This window comes from Nonomuraea sp. NPDC002799 (assembly GCF_053592075.1).
Map to the genome: position 1 here is coordinate 47,627 of NZ_JBSFVA010000010.1, position 24,950 is coordinate 72,576.

General features: G+C 71.4%; 21 protein-coding genes. 13 read left to right on the plus strand and 8 right to left on the minus strand.

Features of this window, described 5'->3' with window-relative positions:
• Positions 1-76 precede the first annotated feature (76 nt).
• The gene (locus ACWD0F_RS19990; RefSeq protein ID WP_449877431.1) at positions 77-1,474 is read left to right on the plus strand and encodes a cytochrome P450; all 1,398 of its coding nucleotides are present in this window, start codon (positions 77-79) and stop codon (positions 1,472-1,474) included.
• Positions 1,471-3,030 carry a prenyltransferase/squalene oxidase repeat-containing protein gene (locus ACWD0F_RS19995; RefSeq protein WP_449877433.1) on the plus strand — a complete coding sequence of 520 codons (1,560 nt, stop codon included), beginning with the start codon at positions 1,471-1,473 and terminating at the stop codon, positions 3,028-3,030. Before ACWD0F_RS19990 ends, ACWD0F_RS19995 begins: the two co-directional genes overlap by 4 nt.
• Here the strand turns inward: ACWD0F_RS19995 and ACWD0F_RS20000 are convergent.
• Complete coding sequence (locus tag ACWD0F_RS20000; RefSeq protein WP_449877435.1) at positions 3,027-4,061, minus strand: terpene synthase family protein; 1,035 nt, start codon at positions 4,059-4,061, stop codon at positions 3,027-3,029. The genes ACWD0F_RS19995 and ACWD0F_RS20000 overlap by 4 nt on opposite strands.
• Before the next feature lie 189 nt (positions 4,062-4,250).
• On the opposite strand from ACWD0F_RS20000, the gene ACWD0F_RS20005 reads away from it, so the two are divergent.
• The 6 genes from ACWD0F_RS20005 to ACWD0F_RS20030 all read left to right on the plus strand — a co-directional run bounded on the left by ACWD0F_RS20005 (position 4,251) and on the right by ACWD0F_RS20030 (position 10,434).
• Positions 4,251-6,650 (plus strand): sensor histidine kinase, encoded by a 2,400-nt coding sequence (locus ACWD0F_RS20005; RefSeq protein WP_449877437.1) that lies wholly within the window; start codon positions 4,251-4,253, stop codon positions 6,648-6,650.
• A complete protein-coding gene (locus tag ACWD0F_RS20010) occupies positions 6,647-7,066 on the plus strand; it encodes a roadblock/LC7 domain-containing protein (protein WP_449877439.1) in 420 nt (139 codons plus the stop codon). Before ACWD0F_RS20005 ends, ACWD0F_RS20010 begins: the two co-directional genes overlap by 4 nt.
• Positions 7,063-7,479: a DUF742 domain-containing protein gene (locus tag ACWD0F_RS20015; protein WP_449877441.1), complete on the plus strand. Its 417-nt coding sequence runs from the start codon at positions 7,063-7,065 to the stop codon at positions 7,477-7,479. Before ACWD0F_RS20010 ends, ACWD0F_RS20015 begins: the two co-directional genes overlap by 4 nt.
• Entirely contained in the window at positions 7,460-8,047 is a 588-nt protein-coding gene (locus ACWD0F_RS20020) for a GTP-binding protein (RefSeq protein ID WP_449877443.1), read from the plus strand. Before ACWD0F_RS20015 ends, ACWD0F_RS20020 begins: the two co-directional genes overlap by 20 nt.
• A gap of 125 nt (positions 8,048-8,172) precedes the next feature.
• Positions 8,173-8,868: a DUF998 domain-containing protein gene (locus ACWD0F_RS20025; protein WP_449877445.1), complete on the plus strand. Its 696-nt coding sequence runs from the start codon at positions 8,173-8,175 to the stop codon at positions 8,866-8,868.
• Between the two features lie 81 nt (positions 8,869-8,949).
• Entirely contained in the window at positions 8,950-10,434 is a 1,485-nt protein-coding gene (locus ACWD0F_RS20030; RefSeq protein WP_449877447.1) for an APC family permease, read from the plus strand.
• Here the strand turns inward: ACWD0F_RS20030 and ACWD0F_RS20035 are convergent.
• The 5 genes from ACWD0F_RS20035 to ACWD0F_RS20055 all read right to left on the minus strand — a co-directional run bounded on the left by ACWD0F_RS20035 (position 10,378) and on the right by ACWD0F_RS20055 (position 16,945).
• Entirely contained in the window at positions 10,378-11,445 is a 1,068-nt protein-coding gene (locus ACWD0F_RS20035) for a LacI family DNA-binding transcriptional regulator (RefSeq protein ID WP_449877449.1), read from the minus strand. The genes ACWD0F_RS20030 and ACWD0F_RS20035 overlap by 57 nt on opposite strands.
• Entirely contained in the window at positions 11,442-13,289 is a 1,848-nt protein-coding gene (locus ACWD0F_RS20040) for an MBL fold metallo-hydrolase (protein ID WP_449877451.1), read from the minus strand. Before ACWD0F_RS20040 ends, ACWD0F_RS20035 begins: the two co-directional genes overlap by 4 nt.
• 241 nt (positions 13,290-13,530) lie before the next feature.
• A complete protein-coding gene (locus ACWD0F_RS20045; RefSeq protein WP_449877823.1) occupies positions 13,531-15,150 on the minus strand; it encodes a solute symporter family protein in 1,620 nt (539 codons plus the stop codon).
• Positions 15,151-15,167: 17 nt separating this feature from the next.
• Positions 15,168-15,497 carry a DUF485 domain-containing protein gene (locus ACWD0F_RS20050; RefSeq protein WP_449877453.1) on the minus strand — a complete coding sequence of 110 codons (330 nt, stop codon included), beginning with the start codon at positions 15,495-15,497 and terminating at the stop codon, positions 15,168-15,170.
• A gap of 284 nt (positions 15,498-15,781) precedes the next feature.
• A complete protein-coding gene (locus ACWD0F_RS20055; protein WP_449877455.1) occupies positions 15,782-16,945 on the minus strand; it encodes a trans-sulfuration enzyme family protein in 1,164 nt (387 codons plus the stop codon).
• An 11-nt stretch (positions 16,946-16,956) separates the two neighbouring features.
• On the opposite strand from ACWD0F_RS20055, the gene ACWD0F_RS20060 reads away from it, so the two are divergent.
• Positions 16,957-18,009, plus strand: a complete 1,053-nt coding sequence (locus ACWD0F_RS20060) for a LacI family DNA-binding transcriptional regulator (RefSeq protein WP_449877457.1) — start codon at positions 16,957-16,959, stop codon at positions 18,007-18,009.
• Positions 18,010-18,172: 163 nt separating this feature from the next.
• On the plus strand, positions 18,173-20,335 hold the full coding sequence (locus ACWD0F_RS20065) for a helicase-associated domain-containing protein (protein WP_449877459.1): 2,163 nt from the start codon (positions 18,173-18,175) through the stop codon (positions 20,333-20,335).
• A gap of 29 nt (positions 20,336-20,364) precedes the next feature.
• On the opposite strand, the gene ACWD0F_RS20070 is transcribed toward ACWD0F_RS20065, so the two are convergent.
• Together ACWD0F_RS20070 and ACWD0F_RS20075 are read right to left on the minus strand one after the other, a co-directional pair.
• Entirely contained in the window at positions 20,365-20,940 is a 576-nt protein-coding gene (locus ACWD0F_RS20070) for a TetR/AcrR family transcriptional regulator (protein WP_449877461.1), read from the minus strand.
• Positions 20,941-22,482 (minus strand): MFS transporter, encoded by a 1,542-nt coding sequence (locus ACWD0F_RS20075; protein WP_449877463.1) that lies wholly within the window; start codon positions 22,480-22,482, stop codon positions 20,941-20,943. It abuts the gene before it with no gap.
• Between the two features lie 53 nt (positions 22,483-22,535).
• On the opposite strand from ACWD0F_RS20075, the gene ACWD0F_RS20080 reads away from it, so the two are divergent.
• The 3 genes from ACWD0F_RS20080 to ACWD0F_RS20090 all read left to right on the plus strand — a co-directional run bounded on the left by ACWD0F_RS20080 (position 22,536) and on the right by ACWD0F_RS20090 (position 24,947).
• Positions 22,536-23,246, plus strand: a complete 711-nt coding sequence (locus tag ACWD0F_RS20080) for a DUF1838 family protein (protein ID WP_449877465.1) — start codon at positions 22,536-22,538, stop codon at positions 23,244-23,246.
• A gap of 101 nt (positions 23,247-23,347) precedes the next feature.
• Positions 23,348-23,752 carry an HIT family protein gene (locus ACWD0F_RS20085; RefSeq protein ID WP_449877467.1) on the plus strand — a complete coding sequence of 135 codons (405 nt, stop codon included), beginning with the start codon at positions 23,348-23,350 and terminating at the stop codon, positions 23,750-23,752.
• 16 nt (positions 23,753-23,768) lie between these two features.
• Positions 23,769-24,947, plus strand: a complete 1,179-nt coding sequence (locus ACWD0F_RS20090; RefSeq protein ID WP_449877469.1) for a sensor histidine kinase — start codon at positions 23,769-23,771, stop codon at positions 24,945-24,947.
• Positions 24,948-24,950 lie beyond the last annotated feature (3 nt).

The following is a 24,950-nucleotide window of genomic DNA, read 5'->3' on the forward strand; positions in this document are numbered from 1 at the left end:
TCCACTCATCGTTTGACATTTGTCAGGGAACGTCCGTGATGTGAGACGGACACCGTACGCAGCGAAGGAGGCACGCATGGCGACCGGCCGCACCCAGCACGCCACGGGACCCTCCGTGACCACCCCCCACGTCGTCCCCTTTCACCGAGCCCTACCCCGGCTCATGAAAGACCCGGTCGACGAGCTGGCCAAAATGGGCACCGAAGCCGCGGGCCAGGTCGTCCGGGTCAGCCTCGGCCCTTTCCGCCCTTACCTGGTCTCACACCCCGATCACGTCCAGCAGGTTCTCACGGCGGACTGGACCAACTTCCGGCGCGAGGGCATGTTCTGGCGCCCGGTACGGCGGGTGACCGGCAAGGGCATCCTGAGCGAGGGCGAGGATTGGACGTCCGCCAGGAAGATCCTCCAGCCGCTGTTCACCCCGAGGTTCACCGCCTCCCTGTCCGACGGCATGGCCGACGCCATCACCGAGCGCGTCCGGGAGCTCGACGACCACGCGCGGACCGGGTTGCCGTTCGACGGCGCCGACCAGATGACCGCGATCATCAATGAGGCCGTCGTCAAGGTCCTCTTCGGCGGCCGGATCTCACGGGCCATGGCCGAGCGGCTGGCGCCCGAGTTCGCCGTCTGCGCCACCTCGATCGCCTTCCGGCTGCTCCTCCCCTTCATGCCGTACTCCATCAGGGTCCCCGGTGACCGGGCGTACCTGACGGCCACGCGAAACATCGACGAGATCGTCTATCCCGTCATCGAGCGGGCGCGCCAGGAGGGTCCCAGCGGCGAGAGATCCGACCTGATCTCGGCGATCCTCACGGCCAGGCTCGAACAGGGCAGCGGCGAAGCGGCCCTGCGGCAGGTCCGCGACGACCTGGTGAGCATGTACGCCACCGCCACCGAGACCACGGCGATGTCGCTGACCTGGTTGTGGGCCGTGCTGCACGACCATCCCGACGTCAGCGCGCGGCTCCACGAAGAGATCGACCGCGTGGTGGGCGACGGCCCGGCGCGGCCGGAGCACGTGCCTCGGCTCACCTATCTGCACATGGTCCTGCAAGAGCTCTTACGGCTCTATCCGGCCGGCTGGCTCATCCCCCGGCAGGCGGTGACGGACACGGAGATCGGCGGCGTCCGGATCAAGGCCGGCGCGCAGGTGCTGATCAGCCCGTACACCACCCACCGGCTCCCGGAGTTCTGGGAGCGGCCGCTGGAGTTCGACCCTGACCGCTGGGCCGACGAGGGCGCCCAGCGCCGGCACCGTTACGCGTTCTTCCCCTTCGGCGCGGGCCCGCACTCCTGCCTCGGTCAGAACCTGTTCCGCATGGAGGCGCCGCTGGTGATCGCCACCCTGCTGAGCAAGTACCGGCTGGTGGTGGCCAACCCGCAACGGCTCACCGCGCTGCCGGGAGCGTCGGCGCGGCCGAAACAGCAGATCATGCTGCGCCTGCTGCCGATCGAGCGGAGCCGTCGGACGTGAGCGTCACCGGCGACACGGCGGCGGACGCCGCCACCTCCGCGGGAGAGCTGATCGACAGCCTGATGCTCAGGCCATGGGGACAGGTGTCGACGTCGGTCTACGAGACCGGCCGGCTGGTCTCACTGGCCCCCTGGCTGGTGGGCCACCGGGAACGGCTCGACTACCTGACCGGCGCCCAGCGCCAGGACGGGGCCTGGGGCGCTCCCGACGGATACGACCTCGTGCCGACCCTGAGCGCCACCGAGGCGATCCTGGCCGCGGTGGCGCGCGCGGACAGGGGCATCGACCTCGGGCACCTCGCCCGGGTGGCGGACCGCGGCCTGGGCCGGTTGGCCGTCCTGCTGGGCAGGCGGATCGAGCTGCCGGACATGCCGGCGATCGAGCACATCGTGCCCTCGCTCGTGGCCCTCATCAACCGGCACATCGAGCGGCTGACCGGGCACGCGCCGCTGCCGCTGCCCGAGAGGATGAGCTACGACCGCCTGCACCGGGTCACGTCGTTGATCGGCTCAGGCGCCGAGATCCCGGAGAAGCTGCTGCACGCCTTGGAGATCGCCGGCGACGAGGCCGGCCAGGTGTCCACCGCCCGCCCGGCGGCCATCGGAACCGTGGGGGCGTCCCCTGCCGCCACCGCCGCCTGGCTGGGCGGCCGGGACACCGATGACACCGGGCGTTCGGCCCGTGACCACCTGGAGGCGGTCGTCCGGCTCTACGGCGGGCCGGTGCCGGTCGGGCTGCCCATCACCGTGTTCGAGCGGGGCTGGGTGCTCAGCTGGCTGGTGCGCGCGGGCGTGCCCGTCAAGGTGCCGCCGGAGATGGTGGCGGACCTGAGGACGGCGATCGGGCCCGGCGGCGCGGCCGCGGGGCCGGGGCTGCCCGCCGACGCCGACACGACCTCCGTGGCGCTGTACGCGCTGGCGTTGCTGGGCGCGCCGTGCGAGCCCGGCAGCCTGTTGAGCTTCCGCTTCGGCAGCCATTTCTCCACCTGGCCGGCCGAGCAGGGCGCCTCGGTCAGCGTCAACGCGCACGTGCTGGACGCGCTGGGCCAGTACGTGGCCTGCGTGCCCGCCGCCGCGCCGCGCTACGGGCAGATCATGGCCGACGTGGCCGCCTGGATCCGTGACCGGCAACGTCCGGACGGCGCCTGGGCGGACAGGTGGCACGCCTCCCCTTACTACGCCACCGCGAGTTGCGCCCTGGCGCTCCAGTCCTTCGGCGGGCAGGTGTCGGCCGAGCCGGTGCGCGCGGCGGCCGCGTGGGTGCTGGGCACCCAGCGGCCGGACGGCTCCTGGGGCCGCTGGGAGGGCACCGCGGAGGAGACCGCGTACGCGATGCAGATCCTGCTGGCCGCCGGCGAGCCGGATGCGCGCCGCCTGCGCGCCGTGGCCGCCGGCCAGTCGTACCTGACGCGCTCAGCCGGCGCGGCGCATCCTCCGCTCTGGCACGACAAGGATCTGTACGTGCCGCTCGCCGTGACGCGCGCCGCGGTGCTCGCCGCGTCGCATCTCGCCCGGCGAACGCTCGAACGCCACCGGCCGGCCGATGCGCCGTCCTAGTCCACGTACGTGCCCACGTCCCTGGTCAGCTCCCGAACGGTGTACGCATGCGTGTCCCTGGCCATATACCAGCCACCGTTGAACGCGACGTTCCTGCGCTGCCCTTCGGCGATGCCCGCCAGCGGTTCCGGCACCTCCGTGAGGGCCGCCAGGAACTCCGCGTCGAGCTCGGCGAAGTGCGCGTGGACCCGCTCGACCGCCGCCTCGGTGGCCAGTCCCGCACGCTCCAGGATGAGCACGGAGCTCGGCTTGCCCTCGCTCCGCTCCCGCTCGAACGTCCTGATGTCGTTGGCGAGCCGCATGCACGCCGCGCCCAGCGCGGTGACCCGCGCGGACGATCTCCAGTGCCCGGCATCGGCGGGCGCCGGACCGCAGATCGCCAGGGCGGCGGCCCACCAGGTGGGGTAGAGGATCGTGAGAGCGCCGTTGGTCACATAGTCCTCGTACGCCGGCCAGGGCTCGCCGCCCGCCGACCAGACGCCTTCCCTGATCATGGCGGCGCCGGCGAGTTCGAGCTGTTCGCGCAGGGTCTGGGCGTGCACCGCGGCGCCGGCGTGCTCGCGGAAGCGGGCGCACCACACCTGCCAGGCGCGCAGGGCCTGTCCTGCCGGGCCGGGGGCGCTCGGCTGGGCCGGCTCGCCGGAGACGATCGCGCCAAGCTGTCCGAAAAACGCGGATATGTCGTGACGAGACCACTGTCCTGCGATGTTGTCGGTAATGTCATCGATGCCGAACAAGATCGCGGTCAGTGCCCCGAGATCGGCGATCTGATCCCGCCGCGCGTGCGGGAAGGTCGCCGCGGCCGACAGGCAACTGAAGGACAACCGACTGGCGGAGCTGTCGCCGTCGGCGAACAGGCCGGCGGTGGGACCGATCAGGCCGGCCGCTTCGGGCACCGCGTCGAGCGCGGCCCGGAGCACGAGGCTCCGGTCCCCCTCGGGGACGCCGGCGAGCTGGTGCGATCCCCGAAGCAGGCGATCGGCGACGTCATTAGTGATGCTGAAGTACTCGGAGGGGGCTGGGTCGTGCACTTAGGCAGGATATCTATTCTGCGCCTATTTGACTAATGTTGTCAAAAACCGGGATATTTGCTAGCAAAGTGATTACTGTTGCTTGAGAGCGGTTTGACCGTGCGCTATGGTCCTTGATCGACAGCGCCGGTATGCCACCGCATGACCTGGTGGTCAGCACACGAAATGACTTTTCACAGGGTAGGTATAATGGGTTTCCGCAATACACGACTGCGGACCAAAGTCACGGCACTGCTGGTCTCGCTCGCGGCGCTGTGGACCTTCGCTGCGTGGGTCACCCTTCGCGAGGGCGTCAACCTGCTCTGGGTCACCCAGGTCGACTCGAGCATCGTCGCCCCCAGCGAGCCGCTGCTGGTGGAGCTGCAGAAGGAACGCCGCGCCTCGGCCGTCAAGCTGAGCAACCCGGCGCCCCGCTCCCGCACGGACCTGCAGAGCCAGCGCAAGCAGACCGACCGCATGCTCGCCGCCTTCGAAGAGGCGTCCAGCGGGAGCCTGGTCGATCTGGCGACGGACGACGAGGGGGCCAAGCGGCTGTCCGACACTCTCCGGCGGCTCGGCACCCTCAAGCAGACCCGGCAGGCCATCGACACGAGCCGGATGGGCCGGCTGCAGGCGACGGCCGCCTACGGCGACATCATCGACTCGGTCTACGGCCTCTACGGTTCGGTGGCGACCCTCGATGACAAGACGCTCGCCAAGGACATCCGCACGCTCATGTCCCTGAGCCGGGCACGCGAGATGATCACCAGGGAGGACGCGCTGCTCGCCGGCGTGTTCGCCGAGGGGCAGCTGACCACGGCGGAACACGCGCAGTTCACGCGGACCGTGGGTGCCTGGCGGGTCATCGCCGAACAGGCCGGGGTCGACCTCCCCGCCTCGGAGAAGAGCGCCTACGACAAGCTGGTCAACGGCCAGTCGTTCACCCGCCTCAGGAGCCTGGAAGCGCAGGTCTCCGAGCAGGACCCCAGCCTGGGCAGCCTGCCGTTCGCCCCCGAGCAGTGGAAGGTGACGGTCGACCGCGCCCTGGCCGATCTGAACACCCTGGTGATCAGCGGCGGCGACCGCCTGGTGGACCGGGCCGTTCCGGTCGCGGTCAATGTGGTCATCCGGCTGATCCTGGCCGGTGGTCTCGGACTCTTCGCGGTCATCGCCTCGATCGTCCTGTCCATCACCACGGCCCGCTCGCTGTTCGCCCAGCTCCAGAAGCTGCGCGACGCCGCCCACGAGTTGTCGGACGACCGGCTGCCCGGCATCGTCGACCGCATCGGCCGCGGCGAGGAGGTCGACCTGGCCAAGGAGGCGCCGGCGCTGGACTTCGGCGACGACGAGATCGGCCAGGTGGGCCAGGCGTTCAACGCCGTCCAGCGCACCGCCGTCGGCGTGGCCGCCGAGCAGGCGGAGCTGCGCCGCAGCATCCGCGACATCCTGCTCAGCCTGGCCCGCAGGACCCAGGGCCTGGTCCACCGGCAGCTCACCGTGCTCGACGTCATGGAGCGCCGCGAGGCCGACCCCGAGGAGCTGAAGGAGCTCTTCCGGCTCGACCACCTCGCCATCCGCATGCGGCGCAACGCCGAGAACCTCATCGTCCTGTCCGGCTCCTCCCCCGCCCGAACCTGGCGGCGCTCCGTCCCGATGGTGGACGTCGTCCGCGGCGCGCTGGCCGAGGTCGAGGACTACACCCGCGTCACGCTCCTGCCGATGGGCGACGTCGTGCTGCTCGGCCGTGCCGTCGGTGACGTCATCCACCTGCTCGCCGAGCTGATCGAGAACGCCGTGTCGTTCTCGCCGCCCTACACGAACGTGCAGGTCAGCGGCCAGCTCGTGGCCAACGGGTACGTCATCGAGATCGAGGACCGGGGCCTGGGCATGAAGGCCGAGGACCTGGAGTCGGCGAACGAGCGCATCGCCGACCCGCCCGAGTTCCGCATCACCGGCACCGCCCGCCTGGGCCTCTACGTCGTCAGCCAGCTCGCCAGGCGGCACGACATCCAGGTGGTGCTCAAGGCGTCCCCGTACGGCGGGACCACGGTCGTGGTGCTGCTGCCGCAGGAGCTCGTCCAGCTCGACCCCACGCCGGATCCGCAGGAGCGCGGGAGCGGGGAACGGCTGCCGCGCCGGGCCTCGGCGGCCGCGACGGCGACGGCGACGCGGCCGGCCACGGCGGAGAACGTGCGCACGCTCAACTCGGCCCGCCGGTCCGCACCGCAGGTGCCGGCGCAGGCTCCGGCGCGCCCGCTCGCCACCGCCCCCGCACCGGTGGACGACCCGGCCCCCCTGCCAGAACGACCACTGTCGCAACCGTTGTCGCAACCATTGTCACAACCACTGTCGCAACCGCCGGCGGAAGAACCGGAGCCGCAACCTGTGACCGCATTCACGCCGTCAGGGCTGCCACTCCGGGTGCCCCAGGCCAACCTGGCGGCGGCCCTGCGTGACGACACGCCCACGCAGCCCGACTTCGAGGAGGACGATGACGAGCGCTCGCCGGAGGAGATCCGCGCGATGATGGGATCTTTGCAGTCAGGCACCCGCCTCGGCCGTTCGCGGGCGGCCGAGATGATGGACGAGCAGCCGGAAGGTGAGTCATGACCCCCACCTCGGGCACGGACCTCAACTGGCTGCTCGACGACCTCGTCGGCCGCATCAAGGAGGCCGACCACGCCATCGTGCTGTCCTCCGACGGCCTGCTGATGGCCTCGTCGGCCGCGTTGCAGCGGACCGACGGCGAGCATCTGTCCGCCGTCGCCTCCGGGCTGCAGAGCCTGGCCAAGGGTGTCTCCGAGCACATCAGCGCCGGACCGGTGCGACAGACCGTCGTCGAGTGGCGCAACCAGTTCCTCATCGTGACCACCGCCGGTGAGCGGGCCTGCCTGGCCGTGCTCTGCGCGCAGAACGCCGACATCGGGCTGATCGCGTACGAGATGGCGATGATGGTCGCCCGGGTGGGCCAGTACCTCACCTCGGGCGCCCGCAACGCCGAGGCCGCCGCGCGGAGCGACCGGTGAGAGGCCTGGACGGAGGCCCCCCGGCAAGGGGCCCGGAGCCGGGCCCCGGCGAGCCCGCCGACGAGCACTGGGTGGATCCGGAGATCGTCCGGCCCTATGTGGTGACCCGTGGCCGTACGCAGCCCGCGCACGGCAAGTTCGACCTGATCTCCATGGCGCTGGCGGTGGGCCCGCCACCGGGCCCGGACGCCGGGCTGGACCCGGAGCATCTGCGGATCCTTCAGCTCTGCCGCGAACCCAAGTCCGTCGCCGAGATCGCCGCCTACCTGGATCTGCCGGCCGGCACGATCCGGGTGCTGCTCGGCGACCTCTTCGACCGCGAACTCGTCTCTGCCCAGGAACCACGATCCGAGGTGGACATGCACGACATGAAGCTGTACAGGGCGGTGCTCGATGGCCTTCGGTCGCTCTGAGCGCCCCCGCCTGCCGACGGCGATCAAGATCCTGGTCGCCGGCGGCTTCGGCGCGGGCAAGACGACGATGGTGGGCGCGGTCTCCGAGACCAGGCCGCTGCGCACCGAGGAGATCCTGACCGACCGCGGGATCGGCGTGGACGACCTCACCTCGGTGGAGGCCAAACGCACCACGACCGTGGCCATGGACTTCGGCCGGATCACGCTCGGCGAGGACTACGTCCTCTACCTGTTCGGCACGCCTGGGCAGGAGCGGTTCTGGTTCGTCTGGGACGAGCTGGCCGAGGGCTCGCTGGGCGCCGTCATCCTGGCGGACACGCGGCGGCTGGCGGACTGCTTTCCGTCGGTCGACTACTTCGAGCGGCGCGGGACGCCGTTCGTGGTGGCGGTCAACTGCTTCGAGGGGTCGGCCACGTTCGATCTGGACGAGGTGCGCCTCGCGCTCCAGCTCAACCCGTCGATCCCGATCATCATGTGCGACGCCCGCAAGCGCGAGTCCAGCCGGGAGGTGCTGATCGCCCTGGTCAAGCACTCGGCCCGGCTCCGCGCCGAACCGGTCGGCAGCTAGACCCGTACACCCCGTGGGGGCGTCGCGCATCCGCGCGGCGCCCCCACGGCGTTCGGCGGAGAGCCGGCCCACCGTTTGTCAGGCTGGATTGACAGGTCCGCTCCTGTCAGGCTAGCTTGACAAGCATGCGAACCAACACACACACCGGCGACCGGACGACCGCGCTGTTACTCCTCTGCGGAGTGGTCGCCGGGCCGCTGTTCGTCATCCTGTTCCTCGTCCAAGGGGCCGTGCGGCCGGACTACGACTGGTTGCGGCACCCGGTCAGCTCACTCGCGCTCGGTGCCGGCGGATGGGTCCAGACGGTCAACTTCATCGTCGCGGGCGTGCTGTTCATCGCGCTCGCCGCCGGGCTGCGGCGGGCGCTCGAAGGCTCCGGACAGGTCAGGGGGTCGCTCTGGGGGCCGATCCTGGTGGGGGTCTGGGGGGTCATGCTGATCTGCGCGGGCGTGTTCACCACCGACCCGGTGAGCGGCTATCCGCCGGGGACGCCCGACCTGTTGCCGGCGTACGGAAGCCTGCACGCGGCGCTGCACGATCTGCTCTCGCTGCCGGGGTTCGTGGCGCTGCCCGTGGTCTGTGCCGTGTTCGCGGTGCGCTTCGTGCGGACGCGGGAGCGCGGGTGGGCCGTCTACTCGGCCGTCAGCGCGGTGGTGTTCACGGCCGGGTTCGTGCTGGCGTCGAGCGCGTTCAGCCAGGTGGCGCCGCTGGTCGCCTACGGCGGGCTCTTCCAGCGGGTGGCGGTGACCACCGCATTCGCCTGGCTCGCGCTGCTGGCGGCGCGCCTCCTACCGGCCCATGCCACGAAGAGGGCAAGGTAGCCGAGGACGTTCTCCGGCGGCGCCGGAGCCCGCTTGACGACGGCCTGAGCGCGGCGGACCTTGGCAGGGGGAGGTGGGCCCATGACCGAGAACGAGCTTCTGTCCGAGCGGGTGGCCGGCGGCATCCTGCCGCGGGTGCTGACCACCTTCGACATGGTGGCCATCTTCGTGGCCGTCGTCCTGTTCATCACGAACGCCGCCGTCATCCAGAGCGCCGGGCCCGCCGCCTTCGGCTGGTGGATCATCGCGTTCGCGCTCTTCCTCGTCCCGTGCGCGATCGTCACCGGGCAGCTCGGCGTCATGTTCCCCGGCGAGGGATCGATCTACCTGTGGACGACCAAGGCGTTCGGCCCGTTCTGGGGGTTCTTCGCCGGGTTCTGCGCGTGGTGGCCGGGCGTGCTGGTGATGGTCGCGACGGGCACGCTGACGATCTCGTTCCTGGGGGTCGTCTTCCCCTCCATCGGCGGGCTGACGGTGCAGGCGCAGGGCACGATGATCGTGGTGATCCTCGTGCTGGCGGCGGTGCTGGCCGTGTTGCGCTTCCGGCTGACGCAGAACGTGGTGAACGTGGTCTTCCTGGCCTACGGGCTGGCGATCCTGCTCATGTTCGCGGCCGGGATCGTCCACCTGGCCGGCGGCAACCCGCCCGCCACCGACCCGCTGGACTTCGCCGCGTGGGACCCGTCGTCCGCGAACGGGCTGAACTTCGCCAACTGGAGCTTCTTCGGGCTGGCCGTGCTGGCGCTGCTGGGCGTCGAGGTGCCGCTGAACATGGGGGTGGAGATCAGGCACGAGCGGGCCGTGACCCACTACCTGCTGTGGGGGTCGCTGGCCGTCATGATCGCCTACCTGATCGTGACCTGGGGGGTGATGGTGTCGGTGCCCGCCGAGCAGGCCGCGGGGATCACGGCCGTGGCGCAGGCGGTGAGCGTCGGGCTGGGCGAGTGGGCGGGCAAGCTGGTGGCGCTGGTGCTGGCGGCGATGTTCTTCATCATCACCGTCGTCTACGACTACTCCTTCGCCCGGCTGATCTTCGTCTCAGGGCTGGACCGGAGGCTGCCGAAGGCGGTCAGCCACGTGAACGCGCAGAAGGTGCCCGACGTGGCGGTCTGGATCCAGACGGTGCTGGCCGGGCTGTTCACGGTGGTGGCCTTCGTGGTGGTGCCGTTCACGGCGGCGCGGCCCGCCGACGCGCAGACCCAGGTCTACAGCGTCCTGCAGGCGGCGGTCACGGTGATCTGGTGCCTGTCGATCGTGGTGCTCTTCGTGGACGTGCTGATCATCCTGCGGCGCTACCGCAGCCAGTTCGAGGCGCGGAGGCTGGCCTCGCCCGCGGTGTTCTGGGTGGCGTCCATCGTCGGCGCGCTGGCCTCGCTCGTCGGGGTGGTGGCCACCCTGTCGGGCTCGTGGACGCCGCTGATCTCCAACAACGCGGGCGCGATCACGGTGCTGGGCGCCGAGATCGCGTACGGGACGTGGTTCTGGCTGGTCGGCGGGATCGCGCTGGCGTCACTGGCGGTGGGCGCCCTGCTCTATCTGCTCAGCCTCCGGGTCGCGCGCCGCTAGCGGTGCGGTGGACTCCCGGACGACGAGACGCACGCCGAGCACGGTGGTCACCGAGTCGGCCGCCGGCCTGCCGATCCGCTCGTCCAGCCTGCGCACGGCCGTCGCGCCCAGGTGGACGGCGTCCTGCGCGACCGCGCTGACCGCGGGCGAGACCAGGCTCATCCAGGGCGCGTCGCCGAAGGCGACCAGGCTGATGTCGCCGGGCACCGACAGCCCCAGCTCGCCGATCGCCCGCCAGACCCCTTCGGCGAGCACGTCGCCGGCGGCGAAGACGGCGGTCGGCCGGTCGGGGCCGCGCAACAGGTCGAGAGCCCGGCGCCGCACGCCGGCGACGTCCCGGCCCGGCGTGACGACCAGGCCGGGATCGACCGTGATGCCGCCCTTCGAGAGCGCCTCCAGGTAGCCCTGGTAGCGCTCGTAGCCGGTGGTCCTGTCGGTCTCGCCGGCGAACAGCGCGATCCTGCGGTGCCCGAGCCCGACCAGGTGGGCGGTGGCCGCGCGGGCGCCGACGCGGTTGCCGGTCACCACGCCGTCGGCCGAGCCGGCGGCGAACTGGCGGCCGACCTCGACGACCGGGATGCCGTGGGCGGACAGGTAGGAGGACACCTCCGGCGAATCGGGCGTCACGATCACCCCGGCCACCCGCAGGGCGACCAGCGCCTCGGCGGCCTCCCGCTCCGTCTCGGCCGAGCGGCTCGTATCGGCCAGCACCATCGTGTAGCCCCGCTCGCGGGCCTCGCCGCCGGCCCCGGCCGCCAGCTCCGCGTAGAACGGGCTGCGCAGATCGCTCACCAGGACCCCGATGGACCTGCTGACCTGCTGCTTGAGCGTGCGAGCCAGCACGTCGGGGACGTACCCGAGCTCGGCGGCGGCTCGCAGGACGCGCTCGCGTACGTCGCCGGCCGCGTAGCCGCGCCCGGTCAGCGCGCGGGAGACGGTCGACCGTGAGACGCCGGTGGCCTCCGCCACATCCTTGATCGTGGGCCGCCGGGAACGGCTCGGGGTGGTCATCGAGTCCCTTCCGGGACGACGTCGACCAGCGCCTCGGCGTGCTGCCCGAGGCGCAGGCCGCCGATGGTCAGGTCGACGGCGAGGCGAACCCGGCGCCTTGGCACGAGGTCGGCGCCGAGACGGAGACGCACCTGCTCCACGGCCCCGCCGGCCAGCCTGAGCGTGGTGGATCCCGGCTCCCGCCGCCAGCCTGGCGGAACGACGGGCTCGATGGTCGCCACGGCCTTGCCGGGCCACGGATTGCGCACGGTGGCGGTCAGCACGATCTCGCCGCCCGCCGGGACGCTCGAAAGGTAAGGGGTCAGCCGGCAGAGCACACCGTCCGCCCCGAGATCGAGGTCGGCCGGCGGCAGCAGGTCGTGGTGCAGCGCGACCAGCTCCTCACCGCGCTCGGTGAGCATGCGCAGGTAGTCGTCGTCCACCCAGCGGGGGCGCCAGTGGCCGCTGACCATGAGGTCGGGGCGCAGGCGCCGGTAGAGCGCGGCGCTCCTGCGGTAGTCCTCGATCCGGAACCGGTTCTTGTACTGAAAATTCAGGATCTCCTGGCGCTCGCCCGGAATGCCCATGGTGTCCTGCTGGTCGCCGGTGACCAGCACCCGGTGCCCGTCCACCTCGAACGCGTACGCCGCCGCGTACCGCGTGTGTCCCGGCAGGTCGTGCACCGTGATCTCGTATTCGCGCCAGCGGACCGTCTCCCCCAGCGCGAGCACCCGGTCGGCGGGGATCGGGTCGAACCACTGGCACGGCAGGTCGTGGTGGAGCGGCGCGGCCAGGATGGGGGCGATGTGGGCAGGCGCCCAGATCTCGGTGCCCTCGACGTCGCGCAGCAGCGGCATGCCCGCCACGTGGTCGTCGTGGTAGTGGGTGGGCATGGCGACCTCGACGCTGGTGACACCGTGGCGCTCGCGCAGCGCGGGCAGGGAGGCCAGCCAGGGGCGGCGGGCCTCACGCGCGGTGCTCTTGACCAGGCCGGTGCTCATGTCGTAACCGAAGTCGAAGATCATGGCGGCGCCCGACTCCGACAGCAGCACGTAGCTGTAGGACTGGCTGCTCTTGTTCATGAGCAGGTGGGGGGTCACCTGGACGAACGGGTCGGCCAGCAGGCCGCGCAGGTCCCACGGGTGTGGGCGGCGGAAGTCGACGTAACGCCGCATGGCCTCGGACAGCGCGCCGAGGGCCGCGCCCGGGTCGGTCATCGGCTCGCCGTGCGACGGCAGCAGGGCGTCGAGCGGCTCCCGCAGGAGCAGCTCGCAGCTCAGGACCACCATGGCGGGGCCCTCGTTCTCGGAGTACGACCACTGGGAGGCGGCCAGCGACCACACCTTGCCGGGGGCGTAGATGAGGTCACCGGTGAACGCCACCCCGCCCACCACGTAGGTGACCGAGCCGGGGGTGTGGCCGGGAGTGGGCAGGACGCGCACGTCCACCCCGCCGTAACGGGCCGTGCGGTATTCCGGGACGACGCCGGTCACGGGCACCGGCTCCAGCAGGGAGAAGCGGTCGTCGCGCAGGTCGTAGTCATTGCCGAGTTGCCGGCCCGCCCACATCTCGCCGACCTTGTCGAACAGGTCGCGCTCGACCGGCGGCACGTGCACGGCGACGCCCGCCTCGACGGCGCGCGCCAGCCCCTGGGCCTGGTCGCGGTGGTGGTGGGTCATCAGGACGTCGGTGAGGCGGTCGACGCCGATCTCGCCCAGCAGGTCGAGCACGCGGCCGGAGCCGAAGTCGATCGCGATGCCCGTGCGCTCCGCGCCCGGCTCGGCCGGGGCCGTGATCACGTAGACGTGACAGGTGTCTTCGATGCGGAAGATCCCGGGGAAAACTTCGGTCATGTCTGTGGTCACAAAAGGTAATTGTATCTGGCATCGTTCCCACACGAGACAAACCAGGTCAAGGGGATCTCCGTGCCGACTTTTTCGCTGTCACGCTGATCGGGCCGATCTGAGATGTGGGTACGTTCCCACATTGAGCGCTTACCGGAGGGCCCGGCCTGTGAAAGGCCGGGCCCTCCGGCGGCGCCCCGGGGGGCGGGGGCACCTTCGGGGGCAGGGCGCCCTGGGAGTGGGCGCCCTCCCGTTCGGAAGGTCAGTGCTCGGTGGCCTTCTCCGCGCCGACCCCCGTCAGCGAGCGCACCTCGATCTCGGCGTACTTGGCCGCGTTGTACTCCTTGCTGAGGATCGTGCCGAGCCAGCCGCACAGGAAGCCGAGCGGGATCGAGACGATGCCGGGGTTGCTGAGCGGGAACCAGTGGAAGTCCACGCCGACGATCAGCGCGGTCGCCGCGGTGCCCGCAGGGGGCGCCGGCGCCGAGACGACCGGCGAGAAGATGACCAGGATCAGGGCCGAGACGAGACCGCCGTAGATGGCCGCGACCGCGCCCGCGGTGTTGAACCGCTTCCAGAACAGGCTGTAGAGGATCGCGGGCAGGTTGCCGGAGGCCGCGACCGCGAAGGCCAGGGCCACCAGGAAGGCCACGTTCTGACCCTGGGCGAGGATGCCCAGGCCGATCGCCACCGCGCCGATGACCAGGGCGGAGAGACGGGCCACCACGACCTCCTGCCGCTCGCTGGCCTTGCCGCGCTTGAAGACGTGCGCGTACAGGTCGTGGGAGAAGCTGGAGGAGGAGGCGAGGGTGAGCCCCGCGACCACGGCCAGGATCGTGGCGAAGGCGACGGCGCCGATGAGCGCGAGCAGGATCGTGCCGCCGACCGGGCCGAAGATCTCTTCGCCGATGCGTTCGGCCAGCATCGGCGCGGCCGTGTTGCCCGCCTTGTCACCCGCGACGATCGCCTCCTTGCCGACCAGGGCCGCCGCGCCGAAGCCGAGGACCAGGGTGAGCAGGTAGAACACGCCGATGATGCCGATGCCCCACAGGACCGACTTGCGGGCGTCCTTGGCGGTGGGGACGGTGTAGAAGCGGATGAGGATGTGCGGCAGTCCGGCCGTGCCGAGCACGAGGGCGAGGCCGAGGCTGATCAGGTCGATCTTGCCCGCCAGGCCCTGCGCCTCGGTGCCGTACTTCAGCCCGGGGATGAGGAAGCTGCCAGGGTTGGCCTTGGGACCGCTGGTGGCGGCGGCCTGGCCGAGCAGCGACGACAGGTTGAAGCCGAACTTGCCGAGCACCAGCACCGTCACCAGCGCCGCGCCGCTCATCAGCAGCACGGCCTTGACGATCTGCACCCACGTGGTGCCCTTCATGCCGCCGAAGACGACGTACACGATCATCAGCGCGCCCACGCCGACGATCGTCCACGCCTTGCCGGCCGGGGTGGTGATGCCGAGCAGCAGGCCGACCAGCGCGCCCGCGCCCACCATCTGGGCCAGCAGGTAAAAGATGCTGACGACGATCGTCGACACACCGGCCGCCGTGCGGACCGGGCGGGGGCTCATCCGGAAGGCCAGCACGTCGGCCATGGTGAACTTGCCGGAGTTGCGCATCAGCTCGGCCACCAGCAGCAGGGCGACCAGCCACGCCACCAGGAACCCGATCGAGTACAGGAACCCGTCGTAGCCGGACAGCGCGATGATGCCCGCGATGCCGAGGAAGGAGGCGGCCGACATGTAGTCGCCGCCGATGGCCAGGCCGTTCTGCACGCCGGTGAACGAGCGTCCGCCGGCGTAGTAGTCGGCGGCCGTCTTGGTCTGACGGCTGGCCCAGAACGTGATCGCCAGGGTCGCGGCGACGAAGGTGAGGAAGAGGATCATCCCCAGGGTGGTCGAGGTCACTGAATCTTCTCCTCAACCTCGTGACGCAGCTTGTCGGCGATCGGGTCGAGCTTCTTCTCTGCGTGCCTGGCATAGGCCCACGCGATGAGGAAGGTGGACACGAACTGCAGCAACCCGAAGACGAGGCCGACGTTGACCTCGCCGATCAACTTGATGCCCATGAAGTCGCGCGCCCACCCGGACAGCACCACGTACAGCAGGTACCACACGAGGAACGCCACGGTCATGGGAAAGGTCCAGGCGCGGAAACGCCGTTTCAACTCCTGAAATTCACTGCTCTCCTGAACTCGCTCATAGACCGATGCGTCATGTTCTCTGGTCGTCACGGGACCTCCACTGTGATGCGGATCACGCCCAACGTAAGAGCGCAACCTATCCGCCGTGGAGAGGGGCGGAGGGGTTGTTCGACGAGCCGCCGCCGTCCGGCGATTAGTTGGGGATGGACTGCGATGAAAGGTCCGTTCAGCGCGATGAGCGGTCGGCTATCCCGTTCACCCTTTGATGAAGTCACCCCTTGACCGCCCCCGCCGTGCAGCCCTCCACGATGAGACGCGCTCCCCTGGGTGAGTCCTCACGATGAGCCTCCCGCGTGTTCAGACAGCGCTGTCAGTCACGCTCGGCGAGCGATGCCTTCCAGCGCCAGCCCCAGGTCCTTGATCAACGCGTCGGCGCTCTCCAGCCCGACCGAGAGGCGGACGAGGCCGGGCGGGATGCCCATGGTGGCCCGGACACTCTCCTCGGTGGACAGGGCCGGCGCGTTCACCAGACTCTCGAACCCACCCCACGACACCCCGATCCTGAAATATCGCAATTTATCGAGAAAACGTGCGACGTCTTCCAGCGACTCCGTGTCGAGCACGAAGCTGAACAGGCTGGAGAACCCCGCCATCTGCCGCACCGCCGTCGCGTGCCCGGGATGGGAGGGCAACCCCGGATGGTTGACCGCCCGTACGGCCGGATGCCCCTCCAGGAACCTCGCCACGGCCAGCCCCCGCTCCTCGTGGGCCGGCATCCGCACGGGCAGCGTGCGCAGTCCCTTGATCACCTTGGCCGCGTCGTGCGGCGACATGGCCGCCCCGTAGAGCTGGTACTCGGTCAGCGCCAGCGGCCTGATCAGCTCCGACGAGCCCACCACGACGCCGCCGACCAGGTCGCTGTGCCCGCCGATGTACTTGGACAGGGAGTGCACGACCAGATCGACGCCCATCGTCAGCGGCTTCTGGAACAACGGCGTGGACCAGGTGTTGTCCATCACCGTCACCAGCCCGCGCTCCCGCGCCCACCCGGCGACCGCCGCGATGTCGACCACGGCGTAGGCCATGTAGGAGGGGGACTCGAAGTAGAGTAGGCGGGTGCTCGCCCTGATAGCGCTGTCACCCGCCGCGAGGTCCCCGACATGCGTATGCGTGACGCCGAACTTCTCCAGGTAGCGCAGGAACTGCGTGGTGGGCCCGTAGACCGCGCCGAGCACCAGCACGTGGTCCCCGGCCGACACCCGCGAGGAGATGGTCGCCGCGATGGCGCCCATGCCCGACCCGAAACACTTCGCCCGCTCCCCCCGCTCCAGCGCGGCGAGTTTACGCTGGGCGAGATCGACCGTCGGGTTGGTCCCCCGCCAGTAGACGTAGCGCTCGTCCTCGTTCCTGACCGCCTCGCCCAGCTCCTCCGCCGTCGCGAACGTGAACAGCGAGTTCTCGAACACCGGCGGGTTGACCGCGCCCAGCACCCAAGGCTCGTCCTCGCCCAATCGGCCACAGATCCATTCGTCATCCATGGGGGCAGACTATGACAGCGAGGGAAGGCCGCAGCCTGCCGGCCGACGGGGCCGCCGCACCGGTCGAGGCCCTCGGCGCGCGCAAGCCGACCATGGCCGACGTGGCCAGGGAGGCCGGCGTGAGCCTCAAGACCGTCTCCCGGGTCGTCAACCAGGAGCCGCACGTCCGGGCCCTGCTGCAGCAGCGGGTGCAGGCGGCCATCAGCGCGCTCGGCTACCGCCGCAACGAGGCCGCCGCCCGCCTGGCCAGGGGTGCGACCATGCTGACGCTCGGCCTGGTGATGGAGAACATCTCGAACGAGTTCTACGGCCGCCTCGCCGCCGCCGTCGAGGCCGCGGCGGCCGAGCACGAGGCGCTGGTGGTGTTCGGCTCCTACGAGGAGAGCGCCGACAAGGAACGCATGCTGATCGAGTCCATGTACGCCCGCGGCGTCGACTCCCTCATCGTCGTCCCCTCGGCGGCCGACCACGCCTGGCTGGCCGAGCACGCGAGCCTCACGACGGTCTTCGTGGACCGCGTCCCCCAGGGCCTGGAGGCGGCGGACGTGGTGCTGCTCGACGACGAGTGGGGCGGGCGGGCCGCCACCGAGCACCTGCTCGCCCGCGGCCACCGCCGCATCGCGCTCATCTCCGACGACCACGCGCTGAGCTCGGTGCACGACCGCGCCCGCGGTCACCTCGCGGCGCTGGCCACGGCGGGCGTGGCGGCCGACGACGCGCTGGTCGTGCGCGGGGTGTTCGACCCGTGGCGCGTCTGCCGCGAGGTCACCCGCCTGCTGGACCTGCCCGATCCGCCGACCGCCTTCTTCGCCACCAACAACCGGGCCTCGATCGGCATCCTGCAGGCGCTCAGGGAGCGTCCTGAGCGGCCGGCGTACGTGGGGTTCGACGACTTCGCGCTGGCGGACGTGTTCAACCCCGGGGTGACGGTGGTCCGCTACGACGTGACCCGGCTGGCGCGCAGCGCGGTGGACCTGCTGCTCCATCCCTCGCCGTCGCCGCGCCGGGTCAAGGTCCCCGTGGAGCTGGTCGCCCGCGGCTCAGGCGAACTGCCGCCCCCCTGACCGGCGGGACGCCGCCGCCGCGGAGTCGCTGTCCGCCTACGGGCGGGTGACGGCGGGCGTCGCGGATTCACTGTCCGCGTACAAGCGGGTGATGGCGACCGTCGCGGATTCGCTGTCCGCGTACGGGCGGGTGATGGCGGGCGGGCCTCGCTAGAGTCCCGTTGTGCCTCGTACGGACGCCGAACTCACCCGCATCTTCCAGCACAGGCCGGAGCTGGCCGCCGTCACCTCCCTCGACCTCCTCGAACGCCTGCTGGCCGCCCCCGAGCTGGCCATCCCCGCGCTGCTCACCCTCGACGCCGACTGCCACCTGGTCAGCCAGGCGCTGCAGGCCCTGGGCGGCCGGGCGGGGCGCGAGGCGCTGGCCGGGCTGCTCCACGACCCCGGCGACCGGCTCGGCGAGGCGATCGGCACGCTGGCCGCGTGGGGCCTGGTGACCCTCGACGGCGACACGGTCGTCTCGCCGCACGAGCAGGGCCTGTGGGCGCATCCGTTCGGGCTGGGCCGGCCGCTGGCCGACTTCGAGCGCGAGGTGTCGGCCGAGGTGCTGAAGTCCATGGTCAAGGCGCTGGGCGGCGAGCCGAAGGGCCGCAAGTCCGACCTGATCGCGCAGGCGGTGGCGCTCCTGGGCGACGGCGAGGCCGTGCGCGGGCGGGCGGCCCGGCTGCCGCGTCCGGCCGTCACCCTGCTGGAGTCGATGGCGACCGGTCAGCCGATCTTCGGGCGCGACGGCTGGAACACCTCGACGGAATGGGTCGAGCAACTGGTCAAGGCCGGGTTCGTCATCCGTGCCGGATGGGACTACGAGCTGCCCAGGGAGGTCGCCCTGGCGCTGCGCGGGGACGCCTGGCGGCCGGCGTTGACCGGGCAGCCCGACGTGCCGGGGACACCGCTTCCCGCCTCCGACGGGCTAGCCGCCGCGCTGGCCGCCGTAGACCGCGTCGTGGCGCTGACCGAGCTCGCCGGGCAGCCCATCACCGAGCTCAAGGCGAGCGGCGTCGGCGCGCGGGAGCTCAAGCGGGTGGCCAGGACGCTCGGCGTGCCCGAGCCGGGCGCGGTGCTCTGGCTCGACCTGGCCTTCGGCGCCGAGCTGATCGCCTCCGAGCTGGGCGCGGAGCTGCTCGCCACCACCAGGGCCGACGCCTGGCTGGCCCTGCCGCCGCACGCCCGCTGGCAGGCACTGGCCGACTCCTGGCACGCGCTGCCGCACGCGCCGACCCACCGGATCGTGGGCTGCTGCGCGGACCACATGACGGCGCAGACGCCGCCCTACCCGTTCGAGTGCGCGGCGGGTGACGTGCGCCGGGCCACCCTGCGGGTGCTCCAGACGCTGCCCGCCGGGCTCGGCTCCGACGCGGAAGGGCTGCGACCGGCCGTCGACTGGCGGACCCAGTCGACCCGTGACTGCGTGCCGGCCGCCACCGGCTTCGTCGCCGCCGCGCTGCGCGAGGGTGAGCTGCTCGGGCTGGTCCAGGGCGGCGCGCTGACCGAGCTGGGCCGCGCCTGGCTCGGCGGCGGCGACGTGGCCGGGCGTTTCCCCGAGCCGTCACGGAGCGCCACCCTGCAGCACGACCTGACCGCGATCGTGGCCGGGATGCCGGCTCCGGAGCTGGGCGCGTTCCTCAACGGCTGCGCCGACCTGGAGTCCCGCGACCGGGCCAGCGTGTGGCGTTTCTCGGAGGCGAGCGTGCGCCGGGCCCTCGACGCGGGCGCGACGACGGAGGATCTGCTCGGGGAGCTGGCCCGCGTCTGCGCCAAGGCCGTGCCCCAGCCGCTGCGTTATCTCATCACGGACGTCGCCCGCAGGCACGGCGCGATCCGGGTGGCCGCCACGGCGTCCGTGGTGACCTCCGACGATCCGGCTCTCATCACCGAGTTGTGCGGCACCAGGGCGCTGCGCCGGCTGGCACTGCGCCCGATCGCGCCGACGGTCGCGCTCAGTGCCCTGCCTCCCGACGAGACGCTGGCCCTGCTGCGGCAGACGGGCCACGCGCCGGTCGGCGTGGGTCAGGACGGCACGATCAGGGCCGAGCGCGCCGAGCCGCGCCGCCTGCCCGTCGAGAGCGACCCCGGCCCGGTCATCGACGCCGAGACCGCGGCCAAGGCGATCCTCAAGGGCGGCGACCGGCCGGCGGGCGGCACGACCGACGAGGTCCTGCGGATGGCGGCCATGACGGGCGAGCCGGTCGTCATCCTGTGGCAGCGGCGCGAGCACTATCTCGACGATCTGGAGCTGCTGCCGGGCGCGGTGGCCGGTTACTGCCACGACTGCGACACCAGCCACACCTTCCAGCGATCCAGAATCAAGAAGGCGTACCTCCCCTAACCGTCACCACCTGGCGGCTCCGCTCGCCGTCAGGGCTGGACGGCGCGGCAGAGCACGTCGAGTGCGGTCCGCGTGACCAGGGCCGCGTCGGCGCCCGCGGCGATCTGGCGCTGGCCCTCGCCCAGGATGCTCCATCCGAGGTGGGCCACCAGGTCGGGATGCTCGTGCCCGGCGTCGGCCAGGATGGAGTGCAGCGGCATGATCATCGTCTCGTGGAGCCGGTCCAGCCGGTCCTGGAACCCGCTGGGCGGCTCGGTCGAGGCGATCGCGCGCAGCAGCGCGTAGTCGGGGCTCGTCACGAACGACAGCGCCACGGCCCCGAACGCCCGCACCCGCTCCTCCAGCCCACCGCCGGTGGCCGCCGCGTGTTCCAGCCGGGCCGCCCAGCGTGGGATCGCGTCCTCGACGAGCTGGGCCAGGATGTCGGCGGTCGAGGAGAAGTAGCGGTAGACGCTGGAGCGGGCCAGGCCCACCCGCGCCCCGACGGCGGCGGGCGTGAGGCCGGCCGGGCCGTCGGCGGTCAGGATCTCCATCGCGGCCGCCAGCAGGGCCGCGTGCTGCCCGGCCCGGTGGTCGGCCACGGTGGCCGCGCTGATCCTCGGCACTCACTCCTCCTCGCGTCGTCTGCCCCCAGTATCGGGCAGCAGCAGCGTCGCCCCGACGCCGCCGAACAGCACGATCCCCGTGACGAAGGTGACCCGGCGGGTGGCGTCCGCGGCGGCGGCGACGGCCGCGGCGTGTTGTCCTGGATCCCGGATCGCCGCGATGGCCGCGCCGCCGCTCTCGCGCACGGCCTGTCCGAGCTCGGGCTCGCCGGGCAGGTGGCGGGCCATCGCCGCGTCCAGCCCGGTCACCAGCACCGCGCCGAGCACCGCGATGCCGATGGCGGCGCCGAGCTGGCGGATCGTGCTCTGCAGCCCGGACGCGGCGCCCGACTGGTGAGCGGGTACGCCGGCCAGCATCACGTTGGGGAGCTGGGCCGAGGCGAAGCCGACGCCGACGCCGTACACGACGAGCCAGGGCACCAGCGTCCAGGGGCCGAGCTCGGGCGAGACGGCGAGGCCGAGCGCGATCGCGGCGCTCGCCTCCAGCGCGAGCCCCAGCCGGACGATGACGCGCGGCTGGAGCGGCAGCTTCGGCACCACTCCCCCGGCCAGGAAGGTCCCGGCGGCCAGCGAGGCGATGATCAGCCCGGTCATGAAGGCGGTGAAGCCCATGGCCGCCTGCAGGAACAGGGGCAGCACCAGGATCATGCCGAACTCGCCGAGCGTGATGATCATCGCGGCGGCGCCGCCGTACCGGAAGGAGGGGATGGCGAACAGGGACAGGTCCAGGATGACCGGCCGCCCGGCCCGCGCGCGGGCCCGCTCGACCAGCACGAACGCGGTGAGCGCGAGCACGGCGAGCACGAAGGCGAACGGGATCGGCGACAGTCCGCCGCGCGGAGCGGTGAACCAGCCGTACGTCTGCCCCTCGATCAGCCCGAACACCAGCGACGACATGCCGATCACCGACAGCAGCGCACCCGGCACGTCCCAGCCGCCCGCGCGCGGATCCCGGCCCGCGCGCGGATCCCGCGACTCGGGCACCTTGCGCGTGCCGAGCAGGACGAGCAGGCCGATGGGCAGGTTCACCCAGAACGCCCATCGCCAGCCGAAGCCGGTGACCACCCAGCCGCCGACCAGCGGGCCGAGCGCCGCCATGCCGCCGATGATCGACCCCCAGACGGCGAACGCGACCGTTCTGCGGGCGCCCGTGTAGAGGGCGTTGATGATGGCCAGGGTCATCGGCACCACCATGGAGGCGCCGACGCCCTGGAGCACCCGCGCGCCGATCAGCAGCGGGCCGCTGCCCGCCGCCGCGGCCAGCAGGCTGGCGGCCAGGAACACCACCAGCCCGATCGTGAACATCATGCGTCTGCCGCGTACGTCACCCGTGCGGCCCAGGGGGATGAGCAGGGCGGCGAAGGCCAGCGAGTAGACGGAGTTCACCCATTCGACGCCGGTGGCCGACAACCCGAGGTCGGCCATGATCGCGGGCACGGCCACGTTCACGATCGTGGCGTCGATGATGATCATCGACATGCCTGCGCCTAAGACGAAAAGAGGAAGCCAGCCCTGCCGGGTCCGGTCAGTTAGCAACGCCATGTCGCCAAACATAGCAACATTGTGTCGCGAAGTTTCCCGTTAGGCTGCCGATCATGGACTTCATCCGGGTGCGCGCGTCCGCCGACGGTGCGGAGACGATCTCCTACTGGACCGGCGACGTCTACGGCTGGCAGGACGACGACGGCCCCCATCACCTGTTCGGGTTCGAGGGTCTCAACGTGTCCAGGGCGGTCGAGGTCGACGGCGGCTGGCAGCTCCTGACCAGGGAGGCGGCGCTCTACCTCGACCCGCGGAGCAGGCAGGTGCTCGACACCTGGGACAACCCGTTCACCGGGCGGACGGTCGAGGTGGACCACGTCTTCAACGATCCGGTCAACCAGCGGCTCGGCGCCTATCCGGTGCCGGAGACGCGGTTCGGCGGGCAGGTCGTCTACAACATCGACGTCCGGCTGGCCTATCCGTCGCCGCTGAAGGTCGCCGACTATCCGGACAACTCCGCCAGTGACACCTATCGCGCGATGGAGCTGTTCCAGTTCTTCGTCTCGGCCGCCGACCTCGACTCGGGGGTGCCCGACGTGCCGTGCGTGTTCTCGTGGTGCCGGGTGTCGCCGTGGTTGCCGTGGATGGCGATGGAGCGGCGCGGCGGCGGGCTGGTCTACCACTGCCGGGGCGCCAAGGTGGCCGAGGTTCCGCAGCGACTGCGCGAGCGCGTGGGCGAGCGGTTCCTGCACGCGCCCGCGCAGTGGTCGGCGCCCAACATGACGAGCTGGACGGCCTTCGCGGACAAAGCCGGGCGCGGCTAAGGCCGGGCGGCTGACGGCCTTCGCGGGCATGGCCGGGCGCGGATGAGGCCGGGCGGCTGACGGCCTTCGCGGGCATGGCCGGGCGCGGATAAGGTCGGGCCGTGAGCACTGACCTGTTCTGCGAGATCATCGCCGGCGAGCGGCCCGCCTACCTGGTGAGCTCCGACGAGGTGGCGGTCTCCTTCCTCGACACCCGGCCGGTCTTCAAGGGGCACGTGCTCGTCGTGCCCAGGGCCCACGTGGAGACGCTGACCGACCTCGCCGACGTCGGGCCCTTCTTCGAGCGGGTGCAGGCCATGGCCAGGGCGGTCGAGGAGGGGCTGGCGGCGGGCGGCACGTTCGTGGCCACGAACAACCGCGTCAGCCAGAGCGTGGCCCACCTGCACGTGCACGTGGTGCCGCGCACCAAGAAGGATGGATTGCGCGGCTTCTTCTGGCCGCGCACCACGTACGACTCCGCCGAGGAGGCCGAGTCGTACGCCAAACTGATCGCCAAGGCCCTCTGAGCTAAGCTCTGGCCGCGTGGAATACCTGGTCGGGGTGGCAGTCGTCGCGGTGCTCGTCGGCGTGCCGTCGATCGTCTTATGGCGGGTCCTGCGGGGCCGCCGCGAGCTGGGCACCAGCCCGGCGGAGCGGGCCACGTTCGAGACCCTGCACACGGCCTCGCTGGCGGGGCCGCCGCTGCGGGCCGGGCTGACCGCCGACGGCGCCGAGCGCGCCTCCCGGCACCTGCGCGCGCTGCTCGGCTCCGCCGCCGTGGCGATCACCGACGGCGAGCGGCTGCTGGTGTACGACGGCGCCGGCGACCACCACGCCGGGCAGTCCTTCGGGCACGCGACGGCCACCTTGAAAGACGGCCGCACCCAGGTGCTGACCATCGACTGCGACCTGCTCGAATGCCCGATCCGCCAGGCCGTCGTCGTGCCCCTCACCACCGACGACCGCGTCGTGGGCGCGCTGGCCGCCTATGGGCAGAGCGCCTCGGCCGGGCTGGTGCGGGCCGCCCAGGAGGTGGCCGGCTGGGTGGACTCGCAGCTGGAGCTGGCCGAGCTGGACCGCTCGCGCACCCTGCTCATGGAGGCCGAGGTGCGGGCGCTGCGCGCGCAGATCTCGCCGCACTTCATCTACAACTCGCTCACCACGATCGCCTCCTTCGTCCGCACCGACCCCGAGCGGGCCAGGGAGCTGCTGCTGGAGTTCGCCGACTTCACCCGCTACTCCTTCCGCCGGCACGGCGAGTTCACCACGCTCGCCGAGGAGCTGCGCTCGATCGACCGCTACCTGATCCTGGAGCGGGCCAGGTTCGGCGACCAGCTCCAGGTCACGCTCCGCATCGCGCCCGAGGTGCTGCCGGTCGCGGTGCCGTTCCTGTGCCTGCAGCCGCTGGTCGAGAACGCCGTCCGGCACGGCCTGGAGTCCAGGAACGGCGTCGGCCGCATCACGATCATCGCCGAGGACGCCGGGGCCGAGTGCAGCATCAGCGTCGAGGACGACGGGCTCGGCATGGACCCCGACAGGTTGCGCCGCATCCTCGCAGGTGACGTCGCCTCGGCGGGCGGCGTCGGGCTGGCGAACGTGGACGAGCGGCTCCGCCAGGTGTACGGCGACGAGTACGGCCTCGTCGTCGAGACGGGCACCGGAGCGGGCACCAAGGTCAACGTCAGAGTGCCGAAATATCACCCGGGTGTCTCTGCCCGTTGACCT

Bases quoted from the DNA above. Each gene is read 5' to 3' on its own strand.
- ACWD0F_RS20020 (WP_449877443.1), top strand. From the start codon at position 7,460: ATGGCCTTCGGTCGCTCTGAGCGCCCCCGCCTGCCGACGGCGATCAAG.
- ACWD0F_RS20005 (WP_449877437.1), top strand. From the start codon at position 4,251: ATGGGTTTCCGCAATACACGACTGCGGACCAAAGTCACGGCACTGCTG.
- ACWD0F_RS20055 (WP_449877455.1), bottom strand. From the start codon at position 16,945: ATGGATGACGAATGGATCTGTGGCCGATTGGGCGAGGACGAGCCTTGG.
- ACWD0F_RS20080 (WP_449877465.1), top strand. From the start codon at position 22,536: ATGGACTTCATCCGGGTGCGCGCGTCCGCCGACGGTGCGGAGACGATC.
- ACWD0F_RS19990 (WP_449877431.1), top strand. From the start codon at position 77: ATGGCGACCGGCCGCACCCAGCACGCCACGGGACCCTCCGTGACCACC.
- ACWD0F_RS20060 (WP_449877457.1), top strand. From the start codon at position 16,957: ATGACAGCGAGGGAAGGCCGCAGCCTGCCGGCCGACGGGGCCGCCGCA.
- ACWD0F_RS20025 (WP_449877445.1), top strand. From the start codon at position 8,173: ATGCGAACCAACACACACACCGGCGACCGGACGACCGCGCTGTTACTC.
- ACWD0F_RS20030 (WP_449877447.1), top strand. From the start codon at position 8,950: ATGACCGAGAACGAGCTTCTGTCCGAGCGGGTGGCCGGCGGCATCCTG.
- ACWD0F_RS20075 (WP_449877463.1), bottom strand. From the start codon at position 22,482: ATGGCGTTGCTAACTGACCGGACCCGGCAGGGCTGGCTTCCTCTTTTC.
- ACWD0F_RS20035 (WP_449877449.1), bottom strand. From the start codon at position 11,445: ATGACCACCCCGAGCCGTTCCCGGCGGCCCACGATCAAGGATGTGGCG.
- ACWD0F_RS20010 (WP_449877439.1), top strand. From the start codon at position 6,647: ATGACCCCCACCTCGGGCACGGACCTCAACTGGCTGCTCGACGACCTC.
- ACWD0F_RS20045 (WP_449877823.1), bottom strand. From the start codon at position 15,150: ATGATCCTCTTCCTCACCTTCGTCGCCGCGACCCTGGCGATCACGTTC.